13 protein-coding genes and 1 other RNA gene are annotated in these 14,844 nt (G+C 59.0%); 10 read left to right on the top strand and 4 right to left on the bottom strand.

The window, feature by feature from the left end; all coding sequences use genetic code 11:
- The first annotated feature begins 47 nt into the window (after positions 1–47).
- Positions 48–806 (top strand): oxidative stress defense protein, encoded by a 759-nt coding sequence (locus AC6CWS_RS16855; RefSeq protein ID WP_023290983.1) that lies wholly within the window; start codon positions 48–50, stop codon positions 804–806.
- Between the two features lie 54 nt (positions 807–860).
- Here the strand turns inward: AC6CWS_RS16855 and argP are convergent, their stop codons facing one another.
- Positions 861–1,754: a DNA-binding transcriptional regulator ArgP gene (argP, locus tag AC6CWS_RS16850; RefSeq protein WP_002916497.1), complete on the bottom strand. Its 894-nt coding sequence runs from the start codon at positions 1,752–1,754 to the stop codon at positions 861–863.
- A 167-nt stretch (positions 1,755–1,921) separates the two neighbouring features.
- Here argP and rpiA point away from each other — a divergent pair, with 167 nt between their 5' ends.
- A complete protein-coding gene (gene rpiA, locus AC6CWS_RS16845) occupies positions 1,922–2,581 on the top strand; it encodes a ribose-5-phosphate isomerase RpiA (RefSeq protein ID WP_002916495.1) in 660 nt (219 codons plus the stop codon).
- 269 nt (positions 2,582–2,850) lie between these two features.
- Positions 2,851–4,083 carry a phosphoglycerate dehydrogenase gene (gene serA, locus AC6CWS_RS16840; RefSeq protein ID WP_043520934.1) on the top strand — a complete coding sequence of 411 codons (1,233 nt, stop codon included), beginning with the start codon at positions 2,851–2,853 and terminating at the stop codon, positions 4,081–4,083.
- A gap of 83 nt (positions 4,084–4,166) precedes the next feature.
- Here serA and AC6CWS_RS16835 read toward each other — a convergent pair whose 3' ends face one another.
- The 3 genes from AC6CWS_RS16835 to zapA form a co-directional block, all read right to left on the bottom strand.
- Positions 4,167–4,763, bottom strand: a complete 597-nt coding sequence (locus AC6CWS_RS16835; RefSeq protein ID WP_044524691.1) for a 5-formyltetrahydrofolate cyclo-ligase — start codon at positions 4,761–4,763, stop codon at positions 4,167–4,169.
- 99 nt (positions 4,764–4,862) lie between these two features.
- Positions 4,863–5,046: non-coding RNA, 6S RNA (gene ssrS, locus AC6CWS_RS16830), on the bottom strand.
- Between the two features lie 41 nt (positions 5,047–5,087).
- Positions 5,088–5,417 (bottom strand): cell division protein ZapA, encoded by a 330-nt coding sequence (gene zapA, locus AC6CWS_RS16825; protein WP_004205298.1) that lies wholly within the window; start codon positions 5,415–5,417, stop codon positions 5,088–5,090.
- A gap of 166 nt (positions 5,418–5,583) precedes the next feature.
- Between zapA and AC6CWS_RS16820 the strand changes: the two genes are divergently transcribed.
- The 7 genes from AC6CWS_RS16820 (at position 5,584) to gcvP (ending at position 14,840) form a co-directional block, all read left to right on the top strand.
- A complete protein-coding gene (locus tag AC6CWS_RS16820; protein WP_002916486.1) occupies positions 5,584–6,162 on the top strand; it encodes a YecA/YgfB family protein in 579 nt (192 codons plus the stop codon).
- Between the two features lie 23 nt (positions 6,163–6,185).
- Positions 6,186–7,502, top strand: a complete 1,317-nt coding sequence (pepP, locus tag AC6CWS_RS16815; RefSeq protein ID WP_004205299.1) for a Xaa-Pro aminopeptidase — start codon at positions 6,186–6,188, stop codon at positions 7,500–7,502.
- Positions 7,499–8,677, top strand: coding sequence for a 2-octaprenyl-6-methoxyphenyl hydroxylase (gene ubiH, locus AC6CWS_RS16810; RefSeq protein ID WP_065883838.1), 1,179 nt, complete (start codon positions 7,499–7,501; stop codon positions 8,675–8,677). Before pepP ends, ubiH begins: the two co-directional genes overlap by 4 nt.
- A 10-nt stretch (positions 8,678–8,687) precedes the next feature.
- Complete coding sequence (gene ubiI, locus AC6CWS_RS16805; RefSeq protein WP_032454040.1) at positions 8,688–9,890, top strand: FAD-dependent 2-octaprenylphenol hydroxylase; 1,203 nt, start codon at positions 8,688–8,690, stop codon at positions 9,888–9,890.
- Between the two features lie 422 nt (positions 9,891–10,312).
- Positions 10,313–11,407, top strand: a complete 1,095-nt coding sequence (gene gcvT / locus AC6CWS_RS16800) for a glycine cleavage system aminomethyltransferase GcvT (RefSeq protein ID WP_065883837.1) — start codon at positions 10,313–10,315, stop codon at positions 11,405–11,407.
- 24 nt (positions 11,408–11,431) lie between these two features.
- A complete protein-coding gene (gene gcvH / locus AC6CWS_RS16795; protein WP_023290979.1) occupies positions 11,432–11,821 on the top strand; it encodes a glycine cleavage system protein GcvH in 390 nt (129 codons plus the stop codon).
- Positions 11,822–11,966: 145 nt separating this feature from the next.
- Positions 11,967–14,840 carry an aminomethyl-transferring glycine dehydrogenase gene (gene gcvP / locus AC6CWS_RS16790; protein ID WP_023290978.1) on the top strand — a complete coding sequence of 958 codons (2,874 nt, stop codon included), beginning with the start codon at positions 11,967–11,969 and terminating at the stop codon, positions 14,838–14,840.
- The last annotated feature ends 4 nt before the right edge of the window (positions 14,841–14,844 follow it).

Genomic DNA, 14,844 nt, shown 5'->3' with positions numbered 1-14,844 from the left:
TGGCATGCGTCCCGTAAGGGCGATTTAAGTAACATGGAGAAACGACAGTGAAGTTAAAAGTCTTAGCCCTGGCGGCAACACTCGGATTTAGCACGATGGCGGCACAGGCAAGCGAATTGCCGGACGGTCCGCACATTGTGACTTCAGGCACAGCAAGCGTTGCGGCGGTTCCGGATATCGCTACCCTGGCGATCGAAGTGAACGTGGCGGCAAAAGATGCCGCATCGGCAAAAAAACAGGCTGACGATCGCGTTGCGCAATACCTCTCTTTCCTCGAAAAGAGCGGCATTGCGAAAAAAGACATCAACTCGGCGAATCTGCGTACCCAACCTGATTACGACTATCAGAACGGGAAAAGCATTCTGAAAGGCTATCGCGCGGTGCGCACCGTCGAAGTGACCTTGCGCCAGCTGGATAAACTCAACGGTCTGCTGGATGGCGCCCTGAAAGCCGGTCTGAACGAAATTCGCTCCGTCTCGCTGGGCGTTGCGCAACCGGACGCCTACAAAGATAAAGCGCGTAAAGCGGCGATCGACGACGCCGTGCACCAGGCGCAGGAGCTGGCCGCAGGTTTCCACAGCAAGCTGGGGCCGGTGTACAGCGTACGCTACCATGTCTCTAATTATCAGCCGAGCCCGATGGTTCGCATGATGAAGGCCGCTGACGCTGCGCCGGTTTCCGCCCAGGAAACCTACGAGCAGGCGACTATCCAGTTTGACGACCAGGTCGACGTCGTGTTTGAACTGCAGCCGGCGCAGGCCGCGGCACCGGCGAAACCGGCTGAAGCGCCGAAACCGGCCCAGTAAGCGATAGAAACAAAAAAGCCACTTCAGCGAAGTGGCTTTTTTTATGCCCGCGGTTTAATCCTGACGCAGCACCTTGTGACCGTAGTCGATGAGCGCATCGGTCACCCGCCGCATCATGCGGCTTTCCGGGGCAAAGCGGTGCCAGTAGAGCATACGGCGCTGAAACAGGCCGGGAGTGAGATCGATAAGCTCGCCGCTGTTGAGCTCTTTTTCGATCTGCAGATGCGGGATCATACAGCAGGTAGTGCCCTGGCGTGCCAGCTGGACGAAGGCTTCCGACGAGTTGACGATATGGCAGGGGACGCTGCCCGGCGGCAGGTCGAAGTTTTGCTGCAGAAAGGCCTGATGCATATCGTCCAGATGATCGAAGGCGACGACCGGCGCTTTCAGCAGCGCCGAACGCGTTACGCCGTTCGGGAAGTAGCGTTGCGCAAACTCTTTTGAGGCGACAAACAGGTAATCGAGCGCGCCGAGCTGATCCACCAGGCAGCTTGGCAGCGCCTGCGGCTGGATACTTACCGCGCCGACCACTTCGCCACGGCGCAGGCGCTCCTGGGTGCGGGTTTCATCTTCCACCTGCAGGTTGAGACGAATAGGGGAGTCCGACAGCACATTAGCCAGCGCCGGCAGCAGCCAGGTCGCCAGACTGTCGGCGTTCACCGCCAGCGACAGCAACAGCGGCGTGGAGCCAGTCTGCTCGTCGCCCAGCCACTCCTCTTCCAGCAGTTCAACCTGGCGCAACAGAGCCAGCAATTTTTGTCCTTGCTCGGTTGGGCGCGGCGGCACGGTACGTACCAGCAGCGGCTGGCCGAACATATTTTCCAGCTGCTTAATTCGCTGTGAGACGGCGGACTGGGTAATACATAGCTTCTGCGCGGCGCGCTCAAATCCTCGTTCTCTAATCACCGCGTCCAGCGCTTGTAGTGTCCTGTAGTCCGGTCGTTTCATTATTCTGGCGTGCCCCCATAACTAATCGTTATCTCGCACTATGACATAAATTTTTATTTGATACAGACGAAATTGGTCTGCTCTGTTGTGTGATCTGCATCGCAGGGACATTTCCACTGTCGATGTTCTATAATGCGCCACAGGCATTCACATCTCGGACCATGATTATGACGCAGGATGAACTGAAAAAAGCGGTAGGTTGGGCAGCGCTGCAATACGTACAGCCAGGGACCATTGTGGGCGTTGGCACCGGCTCGACGGCGGCCCATTTTATTGACGCGCTGGGCACCATGAAAGGGCAGATCGAAGGGGCGGTCTCCAGCTCCGATGCCTCCACCGAGAAGCTGAAAAGCCTCGGGATCACCGTCTTCGATCTCAACAGCGTCGATCGCCTGGGGATCTACGTTGACGGCGCGGATGAGATCAACGGTCACATGCAGATGATCAAAGGCGGCGGCGCGGCGCTGACCCGTGAGAAGATCATCGCTTCGGTGGCCGATAAATTTATCTGCATCGCCGATGCTTCCAAGCAGGTCGATATTCTGGGCAAATTCCCGCTGCCGGTTGAAGTCATTCCGATGGCGCGCAGCGCCGTTGCACGCCAGCTGGTCAAGCTGGGCGGTCGTCCGGAATACCGTCAGGGCGTGGTGACCGATAACGGCAACGTGATCCTTGACGTGCACGGCCTGGAAATTCTCGATGCTATCGCGCTGGAAAACGCGATTAACGGCATTCCTGGCGTCGTGACCGTAGGGCTGTTCGCCAATCGCGGCGCCGACGTGGCGCTGATCGGCACCGCTGACGGTGTGAAAACCATCGTAAAATAGTCTGTCCGCAGGGAGCCAACCGGCTCCCTCGCAAATATTTTTTCACCTGGTGCAATTTAGTGACTTCTGTCACATTTGTGCAACCATTCTGATTAACGCGCTACCGTTCATTATCTTTCTGGTGTTTTGTCCTGCCATTTCCTTCTGAATGACATTTCTTCAGGACGGCGACGCAAACGTTCATATTGCCGCGATAGTTTTTTTTGATATGTTGCTGAGACGAACTTTCGTTCAGCACGACATCAGTTAAGACAAAACAGGACGGGGAAATGGCTAAGGTATCACTGGAAAAAGACAAGATTAAATTTCTGCTGGTTGAAGGTGTGCATCAAAAGGCAATCGATAGCCTTCGCGCGGCAGGTTACACCAACATTGAATTTCATAAAGGCGCGCTGGATTCCGAACAGCTGAAAGCGTCGATCCGTGATGCCCATTTCATCGGCCTGCGTTCCCGTACCCACCTGACTGAAGAGATTTTCGCCGCGGCGGAAAAACTGGTTGCTGTCGGCTGCTTCTGCATCGGTACCAACCAGGTCGATCTGGACGCCGCCGCAAAGCGCGGTATTCCGGTGTTTAACGCGCCATTCTCCAATACCCGTTCGGTGGCCGAGTTGGTGATCGGTGAGCTGCTGCTGCTGCTGCGCGGCGTGCCGGAAGCCAACGCTAAGGCGCATCGCGGCGTATGGAATAAGCTGGCGGTGGGGAGCTTTGAAGCGCGCGGCAAGAAACTGGGGATTATCGGTTACGGCCACATCGGCACCCAGCTCGGCATTCTGGCGGAATCGCTGGGGATGCATGTCTTCTTCTATGATATTGAAAACAAACTGCCGCTCGGCAACGCCACTCAGGTACAGCATCTCTCCGACCTGCTGAACATGAGCGACGTGGTCAGCCTGCACGTGCCGGAAAACGCCTCCACCAAAAATATGATGGGCGCGGAAGAGCTGGCGCTGATGAAGCCGGGCGCGCTGCTGATCAACGCCTCCCGCGGTACCGTGGTGGATATTCCGGCGCTATGCGATGCGCTGGCGAGTAAGCATCTGGCCGGGGCGGCAATCGACGTCTTCCCGACCGAACCCGCGACTAACAGCGACCCCTTCACTTCGCCGCTGTGCGAATTTGATAACGTGATCCTCACTCCGCATATCGGTGGCTCCACTCAGGAAGCGCAGGAGAACATCGGTCTGGAAGTGGCCGGCAAACTGGCCAAGTACTCTGACAACGGGTCAACCCTGTCGGCGGTTAACTTCCCGGAAGTTTCTCTGCCGCTGCACGGCGGACGCCGTCTGCTGCACATCCATGAGAACCGGCCGGGCGTCCTGACCGCCATCAACCAGATCTTCGCCGCGCAGAGCATCAACATTGCCGCCCAGTATCTGCAAACGTCGCCGCAGATGGGCTACGTGGTTATTGATATCGAAGCGGAAGAAGACGTTGCCCAGCAGGCGCTGCAGGCAATGAAAGCGATCCCGGGAACTATCCGCGCCCGTCTGCTGTTCTAATCATTTTTGCCTCTCGGGCAGGTCGCGTACCTGCCCGTTTTTTTGTTAATACCTTCCAGGCTGAATTTCTCGTCCCCGCGTACCTACCAACACCAGATTTTCCCCGGGGTGATCACCGCCGGCAGCGGGATATCCCACTCTTCGCTCGGCAGGGTGTCCACCTGCTGGCAGTCGTGCGCGTAGCCCACCGGCTGCAGGCGATACTGCTGCCAGTTTTGCAGCGTCCGGTCGTAAAAACCGCCACCCATCCCCAGCCGTTGACCGCCGGCATCGAAGGCCACCAGCGGGGTGACCAGCACATCGAGTTCAGCGAGCGGCAGCACGTCGCGCACGTCGAGCTTCGGTTCGCGGATCTTCAGGCGATTCACTATCAGTTCGCTCTGCGGATGGTAATGTAAAAACAGCAGGTTACCGGGGCTAAACGGATGCAGCACCGGGAGATAGACTCGCTTACCGGCCCGCCAGAGCTGGTCGATCAGCGGTTGGGTGTCCAGCTCGCCGTCAAAGGAGAGAAACAGCGCCACGGTGTGGGCGAGAACCACCGGCGGCCAGGCCATCATCCGCTCTGCGGCCTGCAGGGCAAACTGCCGCTGTTGCTCAGGGCTGAGCGCGCGTCGACGCTCGCGGATCTGCTGGCGAATGTGCTGGCGGGAGAGCAGGGTATCGGGCTGTAGAGTCATGCAGGTCTCATGGCGAACAGGCGAAACAATAGAAAACAGTGTAATACAGTGCGGCATCAGCCGAAAACAGGCGTGGGGAAATAATGCGAGGTAAGGAAGGGAATCTCCGAGATGCCGCCGCAGGCTGTAACCCTTGAACCCTTGGTTCAAGGTGAATGTGTCGTCACAGTTTTAAGGCTTCTCGGACGGACCGAGCATGCTCACCAACCGTGGAGCGCCACATTCTTGTGGTATGAAATATCGGCTCAGGGGACTGGCCCGCTTGCAAACATCTCAGAGAAATTTTGTTCCTGGAATTACTCTAACACAGTTAACTGCAAAGTGTTATTCAAACTTCGACCCTGGTCTTTCGCTTATGCGACCTTGCTCAAGCAATGCTTGCTCGATGGTCTGCTGAAGCATGCGAATGCGCTGCTCCATACTGGAAGCGTAGTCGCGGGTCTTCGCTTTTTCCTGAGTCAACTCATAGCTGATGTTCAACGCGGCGATGAAGACCAGCTGCTCAGTATTTGTGACTCTAGTGCGTTCTTTTAAATCTTGCAACCGCTGATTAAGGTCTTCAGCTGCCTGATTCAGGGCATCCCTTTGTTCAGGCGGGCAATTCACTCGCAGTGAACGGCCGAAAATTTGGAGATCTACGGGTTGTGCAGACATGCCACCTTCCTGCTGATTGACTGCGCTGCCTTCACACCCTGACCCGGGTCTGCGAAGGGGCGACACTATAGCTACCCTGGTGCGAAGATACAAGCCCTATTCTGGTTCACCAGGGTCCAAAGTGGTAGCATACCATGAATATTCCTCCCAACGATGACGAATGCGCATGTCTATACAGAACGAAATGCCTGGTTACAACGATGTAGACCAGTTACTGAACCAACAAGGGGTAGGGCTTACCCCGGCCGAGATGCACGGTTTGATCAGCGGATTACTGTGCGGCGGCAACACGGACAGCAGCTGGCAGCCGCTGGTGCACGACCTGACCAACGAAGGTCTCGCCTTCGGCCATGAGCTGGCCCAGGCGCTGCGTAACATGCATTCCGCCATCAGCGACTCACTGGATGACGACGGCTTCCTCTTTCAACTGTATCTGCCGGAAGGCGATGCGGTGAGCGTCTTTGACCGCGCCGACGCCCTCGCCGGCTGGGTCAACCACTTCCTTCTCGGCCTTGGCGTTAGCCAGCCGAAGCTGGATAAAGTGAAAGACGAAACCGGGGAAGCGATTGACGATCTGCGTAATATTGCCCAACTGGGCTACGATGAAGACGAAGATCAGGAAGAGCTGGAGATGTCTCTGGAGGAGATTATCGAGTATGTCCGCGTTGCCGCACTGCTGTGCCACGACACCTTTGCGCGTCAGCAGCCAACCGCACCGGAAGTCCGCAAACCGACATTACACTAACTAAAATTCGTTCAGGGGGCGTCATGACTCAGCAGGAATTTCTCTCGCGTCGCCAGGCGCTGTTGGCGCAGATGCAGCCAGGCAGCGCGGCGCTGATTTTCGCCGCACCGGAAGCGGTGCGCAGTGCAGATTCGGAATATCCCTACCGGCAGAACAGCGATTTCTGGTACTTCACCGGCTTCAACGAACCGGAAGCGCTGCTGGTGTTGATTAAAAGCGATGAAACCCACAACCATAGCGTGCTGTTCAACCGGGTTCGCGATCTGACCGCTGAGATCTGGTTCGGTCGCCGTCTGGGCCAGGAGGCCGCGCCGGCGAAGCTGGGCGTTGACCGGGCGCTGGCGTTCAGCGAAATCAACCAGCAGCTGTATCAGCTGCTCAACGGTCTGGACGCTATCTATTTTGCCCAGGGCGAATATGCCTATGCCGATGAGATTGTGTTCAACGCCCTCGAAAAACTCCGCAAAGGCTCGCGGCAGAACCTGCAGGCGCCGAACTCGGTGATCGACTGGCGGCCCATTGTGCATGAGATGCGCCTGTTCAAATCCGCGGAAGAGCTGGCCGTGATGCGCCGCGCCGGGGAGATCAGCGCCCTGGCCCATACCCGGGCGATGGAAAAATGCCGCCCTGGCATGTTCGAGTATCAGCTGGAGGGCGAAATTCTCCATGAATTCAATCGCCACGGCGCGCGCTTCCCCTCCTATAACACCATCGTTGGCGGCGGCGAAAACGGCTGCATTCTGCACTACACCGAAAACGAATCTGAACTGCGCGACGGCGATTTAGTGCTGATTGACGCCGGCTGCGAGTATCGCGGCTATGCCGGCGACATTACCCGCACCTTCCCGGTGAACGGCAAATTCAGCCAGCCGCAGCGCGAAATCTACGATATCGTGCTGGAATCGCTGGAGACCGCGCTGGAACTCTATCGCCCGGGCACCTCAATCTGCCAGGTGAACCAGGAAGTGGTGCGCATTATGATCACCGGCCTGGTGCGGCTGGGGATCCTCAAAGGCGAGGTTGACGAGCTGATCGCCAATAATGCCCACCGCCCGTACTTTATGCACGGTCTGAGCCACTGGCTGGGGCTGGATGTACACGATGTCGGTCACTACGACACCGACCGTTCTCGCGTCCTGGAGCCGGGGATGGTGCTGACCGTCGAACCGGGGCTGTATATCGCCGCCGACGCCGACGTGCCGGCGCAGTACCGCGGCATCGGCATCCGTATTGAAGATGACATCGTCATTACCGAAGACGGCAACGAAAATCTCACCGCCGGCGTGGTGAAGAAGGCGGATGAGATCGAAGCGCTGATGGCGGCGGCGCGCCAGTCATGAGCGTGCTGATCGTCGGCGGCGGGATGACCGGGGCGACGCTCGCCCTGGCCATCTCCCGTTTGACCGGCGGCGCGCTGCCGGTCCATCTGATTGAGGCGCAGGATCCCCAGTCGGCTCGCCATCCCGGCTTCGACGACCGGGCGATCGCCCTGGCCGCCGGCACCTGCCAGCAGCTGGCGCGCATCGGTGTCTGGCAACGTCTCGCCGAGCGGGCGACGGCTATCCAGCGGGTACACGTCAGCGACCGCGGCCATGCCGGTTTTGTGAATCTGGCGGCGGCGGATTATCGCCTGCCGGCGCTGGGTCAGGTGGTTGAACTCCACGATGTCGGCCAGCGCCTGTTTAGCCTGCTGCGCGAGGCGCCGGGCGTGACGCTGCATTGCCCGGCGAAGGTGGCAGCGGTCAGCCGCAGCCAGGAAAGCGTCAGCCTTACCCTTGAGGGGGGCGAAACGATCAGCGGCAAGCTGCTGGTGGCGGCGGACGGTTCGCGTTCGTCGCTGGGCGCCCGCTGCGGCATCAGCTGGCAACAACAGCCCTATGAGCAACTGGCGATTATCGCCAACGTAAGCACCGCGCTGCCCCACGAAGGCCGCGCTTTCGAACGTTTTACCGAGCATGGCCCGCTGGCGATGCTGCCGATGTCGCAAGGACGCTGCTCGCTGGTGTGGTGTCATCCGCAGTCGCGCCGCGACGAGGTGCTGAGCTGGTCTGACGAACGCTTTTGTCAGGAGCTGCAGCTGGCGTTCGGCTGGCGTTTGGGGCGCATTACCCACGCCGGGAAGCGCAGCGTCTATCCGCTGGCCCTCACTACCGCCAGCCGCGCGGTGTCGCACCGCCTGGCGCTGGTCGGTAACGCGGCGCAGACGCTGCACCCGATTGCCGGGCAGGGCTTTAATCTCGGCCTGCGCGATGTGATGAGTCTGGCGGAGCTGCTCGCTGACGCCCATCTCAGCGGCGAAGATGTCGGCCATTATCCGCTGCTGTGTCGCTATCAGGCGCGCAGAACAGGGGATAAAGCCGCCACCATCGGCGTGACCGATGGGCTGGTGCATCTGTTTGCCAACCGTTGGGCGCCGCTGGTGGCGGGGCGCAATGTCGGTCTGATGGCCATGGAATTATTTACCCCGGCGCGCGATGCGCTGGCGCAGCGTACCCTCGGTTGGGTTCCCCGTTAAGGAGTAGAACGTGCAAAGTGTTGATGTTGCCATTGTTGGCGGTGGAATGGTGGGGCTGGCGGTAGCCTGCGGTTTACAGGGCAGCGGCCTGCGCGTCGCGGTGCTGGAGAAAGCGGAGCCACAGCCGCTGGCTGCCGATGCGCCGCCGGCGCTGCGCGTGTCGGCAATAAACGCCGCCAGCGAAAAGCTGCTGACGAAGCTGGACGTCTGGCGCGAGATCGTTGCCCGACGCGCCAGCTGCTATCACGGAATGGAAGTGTGGGACAAAGACAGTTTCGGCCGCATTAGCTTTGATGACCAGAGCATGGGCTTCAGCCATCTGGGCCATATTATTGAAAACGCCGTGGTGCATTATGCGCTGTGGCAGAAGGCGCAGCGCTGCGCCGACGTCACCCTGCTGGCGCCTGCGCAACTGCAGCAGGTGGCGTGGGGCGAAAATGAGGCCTTTCTCAGCCTGCAGGACGGCAGCATGCTCACCGCGCGTCTGGTGATCGGCGCCGATGGGGCGAATTCGTGGCTGCGCAATAAAGCCGATATTCCGCTGACCTTCTGGGATTACCATCATCACGCGCTGGTGGCGACTATCCGTACCGCTGAGCCGCATCAGGCGGTGGCGCGCCAGGTATTTCATGGCGACGGGATCCTCGCCTTCCTGCCGCTCTGCGATCCGCACCTGTGCTCTATCGTCTGGTCGCTGTCGCCGGCGGAGGCGCAGCGGATGCAGGAGGCTGATGAAGCCACCTTTAACCAGGCGTTGAATATCGCCTTCGATAATGGCCTTGGCCTCTGCCAGCTGGAAAGCGCACGTGAAGTCTTCCCGCTGACCGGCCGCTATGCTCGCCAGTTCGCCGCCCACCGCCTGGCGCTGGTCGGCGATGCCGCGCATACCATCCACCCGCTAGCCGGGCAGGGCGTCAACCTCGGCTTTATGGATGCGGCCGAGCTTATCGACGAACTGAAGCGTCTGCACGCCCAGGGCAAAGATATCGGCCAGCATCTTTATCTGCGCCGCTACGAGCGCAGCCGCAAGCACAGCGCCGCGCTGATGCTGGCGGGTATGCAGGGCTTCCGCGACATGTTTTCCGGTAGCCATCCGGCGAAGAAGTTCCTCCGCGACATGGGGCTGAAACTGGCCGATACGCTGCCGGGCGTGAAACCGCAGCTGATTCGCCAGGCGATGGGCCTCAACGATCTGCCTGCCTGGTTACGTTAACCGCGTCACACTTCTTTCACCCGGCCTGCGCGCCGGGTTTTCCCCCTCATTTGAAATATTCTAATTTCACCTCTTTTTTCGCATTAGTTTTATTAATGTGTCCTTTTTTTTGTTAAAGAAATTAGGGCTATAAAATCGCATAAAACACCATCATTCCCTAATTCTAGCCGCGGTATTGTTAATTTTATGTGGCGTAAATCGCTTTTTTCCAGTCAATAACTCTGTAGGCTTTTCGGCGGATTTTAGTCATAAGCTAATGTGATGCCCTGAATGAGCTTATGGTTTAGCGCCGGGTTCGGTGGTAAGTTCAGGCAAAAGAGAACGTTTGCGTCGGTGTCCGTCAGCGATGCCGACGCCCCATTTCGTGGCGAAAAATCGCCGACAATCTCGTGGCTGGTTCCGTTTTATTCGATGAGGAAAAGATGGCTCAACAGACTCCGTTGTATGAACAACACACGCTGTGCGGCGCGCGCATGGTGGATTTCCATGGCTGGATGATGCCGCTGCATTACGGATCCCAGATTGATGAGCACCATGCGGTGCGCGGCGAAGCAGGCATGTTCGATGTGTCGCATATGACCATCGTTGATTTCCACGGCAGCCGGACCAGAGAGTTCTTGCGCTATTTGCTGGCCAACGACGTGGCGAAGCTCACCACCCCGGGCAAAGCGCTCTACACCGGCATGCTGACCGCCTCCGCCGGCGTCATCGACGACCTGATTGTCTATTTCCTCTCTGAAGATTATTTCCGCCTCGTTGTTAACTCCGCCACCCGCGAAAAAGACCTCGCCTGGATTTCCGAACAAGCTGAACCTTACGGCCTTGAAATCATCGTTCGCGACGATCTGTCGCTGATCGCGGTCCAGGGTCCACAGGCGAAAGCGAAGGCGGCGACGCTGTTCACCGATGCGCAGCGTCAGGCCGTGGAAGGTATGAAGCCGTTCTTCGGCGTGCAGGCCGGCGAGCTGTTTATCGCCACCACCGGCTATACCGGCGAAGCGGGTTATGAAATCGCCATGCCGAACGAGCAGGCGGCGGATTTCTGGCGCGGTCTGCTGGACGCTGGCGTTAAGCCGTGCGGTCTCGGCGCGCGCGATACCCTGCGCCTGGAGGCCGGGATGAACCTGTATGGCCAGGAGATGGACGAAGGCGTCTCTCCGCTGGCGGCGAATATGGGCTGGACTATTGCCTGGGAACCGGCGGATCGTAACTTTATCGGTCGCGAAGCGCTGGAGATGCAGCGTGAAAAGGGCACCGAACAGCTGGTTGGCCTGGTGATGACCGAGAAAGGCGTCCTGCGCGGCGGCCTGCCGGTACGTTTTACCGATAGCGACGGTAATCAAAAAGAAGGCATTATCACCAGCGGCACCTTCTCGCCGACCCTGGGCTACAGTATCGCGCTGGCTCGCGTGCCGGCCGGGATTGGCGACACCGCGGTGGTGCAAATTCGTAACCGTGAAATGCCGGTAAAAGTGACTAAACCTGGTTTTGTACGCAATGGCAAAGCCATTGTGTGATTTCCCTTTTTTGGAGATGAATTGATGAGCAACGTACCAGCAGAACTGAAATACAGCAAAGAACACGAGTGGCTGCGTAAAGAAGCGGACGGCACCTATACCGTCGGGATCACCGAGCATGCGCAGGAGCTGCTGGGCGATATGGTATTCGTTGATCTGCCGGAAGTGGGCGCCACCGTTGAAGCGGGCGCCGATTGCGCGGTTGCCGAATCCGTGAAGGCGGCTTCCGATATTTATGCCCCGATCAGCGGTGAAATCGTTGCCGTTAACGAAGAGCTGAACGACTCGCCGGAACTGGTCAACAGCGACCCGTACACCGATGGCTGGATCTTCAAAATCAAAGCCAGCGATGAAGCGCAGGTTGCCGCGCTGCTGGATGCGACCGCCTATGAAGCTCTGTTAGAAGACGAATAAATACGTTTCATCCTTCACGCTGCAGGGGCGTTGGCTTCCTGCCGCGCGCATGATTTTGCGTATTCCGGCCCGGTAAGCATCAGCGTTTGCCGGGCAAACCAGTCAGACAATCACGATTCACCGCACGTTTCAGGAACCATCGCTCATGACTCAGACTTTAAGTCAGCTTGAAAACCGCGACGCCTTTATCGAACGTCACATTGGCCCGGACGCTCAGCAGCAGCAAGAGATGCTGAAGACCGTCGGCGCGGATTCGCTTAACGCCCTGATCGGCCAGATTGTGCCGCAGGATATCCAGCTGGCGACCCCACCGCAGGTGGGCGACGCGACAACCGAATTCGCCGCGCTGGCAGAGCTGAAGGCGATCGCCGGTCGCAACAAGCGCTTCAAGTCTTACATCGGCATGGGCTACACCGCCGTGCAGCTGCCGCCGGTTATTCAGCGCAACATGCTGGAAAATCCGGGCTGGTATACCGCCTATACCCCTTACCAGCCGGAAGTCTCCCAGGGCCGTCTGGAATCGCTGCTCAACTTCCAGCAGGTTACGCTGGATCTCACCGGGCTGGATATTGCTTCCGCTTCGCTGCTCGATGAAGCGACCGCCGCCGCCGAAGCGATGGCGATGGCCAAACGCGTCAGCAAACTGAAAAACGCCAACCGTTTCTTCGTCGCCGCCGACGTCCATCCGCAAACCCTGGACGTGGTGCGCACTCGTGCGGAAACCTTCGGTTTCGACGTGATCGTCGATGACGCCGACAAAGTGCTCGATCACCAGGATGTCTTCGGCGTGCTGCTGCAGCAGGTGGGCACCACCGGCGAAATCCACGATTACAGCAAACTGATCGCCGAGCTGAAAGCGCGCAAAGTGATTGTCAGCGTCGCTGCCGACTTTATGGCACTGGTGCTGCTGACGGCGCCGGGCAAGCAGGGCGCGGATATCGTCTTCGGCTCCGCCCAACGCTTCGGCGTGCCGATGGGCTATGGCGGCCCACACGCGGCCTTCTTCGCGGCGAAAGATGAATTCAAACGCTCCATGCCGGGCCGGATTATCGGCGTATCGAAAGATGCGGCGGGGAATACCGCGCTGCGCATGGCGATGCAGACTCGCGAACAGCACATCCGCCGCGAGAAAGCGAACTCCAACATTTGTACCTCGCAGGTGCTGCTGGCCAACATCGCCAGCCTGTACGCGGTATTCCACGGCCCGGCGGGTCTGAAACGTATCGCAGGCCGCATTCATCGCCTGACCGACATTCTGGCCGATGGCCTGCAGAAGAAAGGGCTGAAGCTTCGTCATGCCCACTACTTTGACACCCTGTGCGTGGAAGTGGCGGATAAAGCCGCGGTGCTGGCGCGTGCCGAAGCCCTGCAGATTAACCTGCGCAGCGATATTCACGGCGCGGTGGGCATTACGCTCGATGAAGCGACCACCCGCGAAGACGTGCTCAACCTGTTCCGCGCCATCGTCGGCGACGATCATGGTCTGGACATCGATACCCTGGATAAAGACGTGGCGCTGGACAGCCGCTCCATCCCGGCGGCGATGCTGCGCGACGATGCGATCCTCACCCATCCGGTGTTCAACCGCTACCATAGCGAGACCGAGATGATGCGCTACATGCACGCCCTGGAGCGTAAAGATCTGGCGCTGAACCAGGCGATGATCCCGCTGGGCTCCTGCACCATGAAGCTGAACGCCGCGGCGGAGATGATCCCCATCACCTGGCCGGAGTTCGCTGAGCTGCACCCGTTCTGCCCGGTAGAGCAGGCGGAAGGGTATCATCAGATGATCGCTCAGCTCTCCGACTGGCTGGTGAAACTGACCGGCTATGACGCCGTCTGCATGCAGCCGAACTCCGGCGCGCAGGGCGAATATGCTGGCCTGCTGGCGATTCGCCACTACCATGAGAGCCGCAACGAAGGCCATCGCGATATCTGCCTGATCCCAAGCTCCGCGCACGGCACCAACCCGGCTTCCGCGCAGATGGCGGGTATGCAGGTGGTGGTGGTGGCGTGCGACAAAAACGGCAACATCGATCTCGCCGACCTGCGTGAAAAAGCAGAGCAGGCGGGAGCGAATCTCTCCTGCATCATGGTCACCTATCCGTCGACCCACGGCGTATATGAAGAGACCATTCGCGAAGTGTGCGAGATCGTGCACCAGTTCGGCGGCCAGGTTTACCTTGACGGCGCCAACATGAACGCCCAGGTCGGGATCACCTCTCCGGGCTTTATCGGCGCTGACGTTTCGCACCTCAACCTGCATAAAACGTTCTGCATTCCGCACGGCGGCGGCGGCCCGGGTATGGGCCCAATCGGCGTGAAAGCGCACCTGGCGCCGTTCGTGCCGGGTCACAGCGTGGTGCAGATTGAAGGGATGCTGACCCGTCAGGGCGCGGTTTCCGCTGCGCCGTTCGGCAGCGCGTCCATCCTGCCGATCAGCTGGATGTATATCCGTATGATGGGCGCGGAAGGGCTGAAGCAGGCGAGCCAGAATGCGATCCTTAACGCCAACTATATCGCTACCCGTCTGAAAGACGCCTACCCGGTGCTCTACACCGGTCGCGATGGTCGCGTGGCGCACGAATGTATTCTCGATATTCGTCCGCTGAAAGAAGAGACCGGCATTAGCGAGCTGGATATCGCCAAGCGCCTGATCGACTTTGGCTTCCATGCGCCGACCATGTCCTTCCCGGTAGCGGGTACGCTGATGGTTGAGCCGACGGAATCGGAAAGCAAGGTGGAGCTGGACCGCTTTATCGACGCGATGCTGGCGATCCGCGCGGAGATCGACCGCGTCAAAGCCGGTGAATGGCCGCTGGAAGACAACCCGCTGGTGAACGCGCCGCATACCCAGGGTGAGATCGTTGGGGAATGGAACCATCCGTACAGCCGCGAGCTGGCGGTATTCCCGGCGGGCCTGCACAACAAATACTGGCCGACGGTGAAACGCCTGGACGACGTGTACGGCGACCGTAATCTGTTCTGCTCCTGCGTGCCGATGAGCGAATATCAGTAACGTG

The sequence above is a fragment of the Klebsiella sp. M041 genome (assembly GCF_059759695.1).
Note: the sequence above shows the minus strand (reverse complement) of the source record. Positions and strands in the feature narration are given on the sequence as shown.

Excerpts from the sequence above, each read along its gene's own strand:
- argP (WP_002916497.1), bottom strand. The coding sequence starts at position 1,754 with ATGAAACGACCGGACTACAGGACACTACAAGCGCTGGACGCGGTGATT.
- rpiA (WP_002916495.1), top strand. The coding sequence starts at position 1,922 with ATGACGCAGGATGAACTGAAAAAAGCGGTAGGTTGGGCAGCGCTGCAA.
- serA (WP_043520934.1), top strand. The coding sequence starts at position 2,851 with ATGGCTAAGGTATCACTGGAAAAAGACAAGATTAAATTTCTGCTGGTT.
- AC6CWS_RS16835 (WP_044524691.1), bottom strand. The coding sequence starts at position 4,763 with ATGACTCTACAGCCCGATACCCTGCTCTCCCGCCAGCACATTCGCCAG.
- zapA (WP_004205298.1), bottom strand. The coding sequence starts at position 5,417 with ATGTCTGCACAACCCGTAGATCTCCAAATTTTCGGCCGTTCACTGCGA.
- AC6CWS_RS16820 (WP_002916486.1), top strand. The coding sequence starts at position 5,584 with ATGTCTATACAGAACGAAATGCCTGGTTACAACGATGTAGACCAGTTA.
- pepP (WP_004205299.1), top strand. The coding sequence starts at position 6,186 with ATGACTCAGCAGGAATTTCTCTCGCGTCGCCAGGCGCTGTTGGCGCAG.
- ubiH (WP_065883838.1), top strand. The coding sequence starts at position 7,499 with ATGAGCGTGCTGATCGTCGGCGGCGGGATGACCGGGGCGACGCTCGCC.
- gcvT (WP_065883837.1), top strand. The coding sequence starts at position 10,313 with ATGGCTCAACAGACTCCGTTGTATGAACAACACACGCTGTGCGGCGCG.
- gcvH (WP_023290979.1), top strand. The coding sequence starts at position 11,432 with ATGAGCAACGTACCAGCAGAACTGAAATACAGCAAAGAACACGAGTGG.
- gcvP (WP_023290978.1), top strand. The coding sequence starts at position 11,967 with ATGACTCAGACTTTAAGTCAGCTTGAAAACCGCGACGCCTTTATCGAA.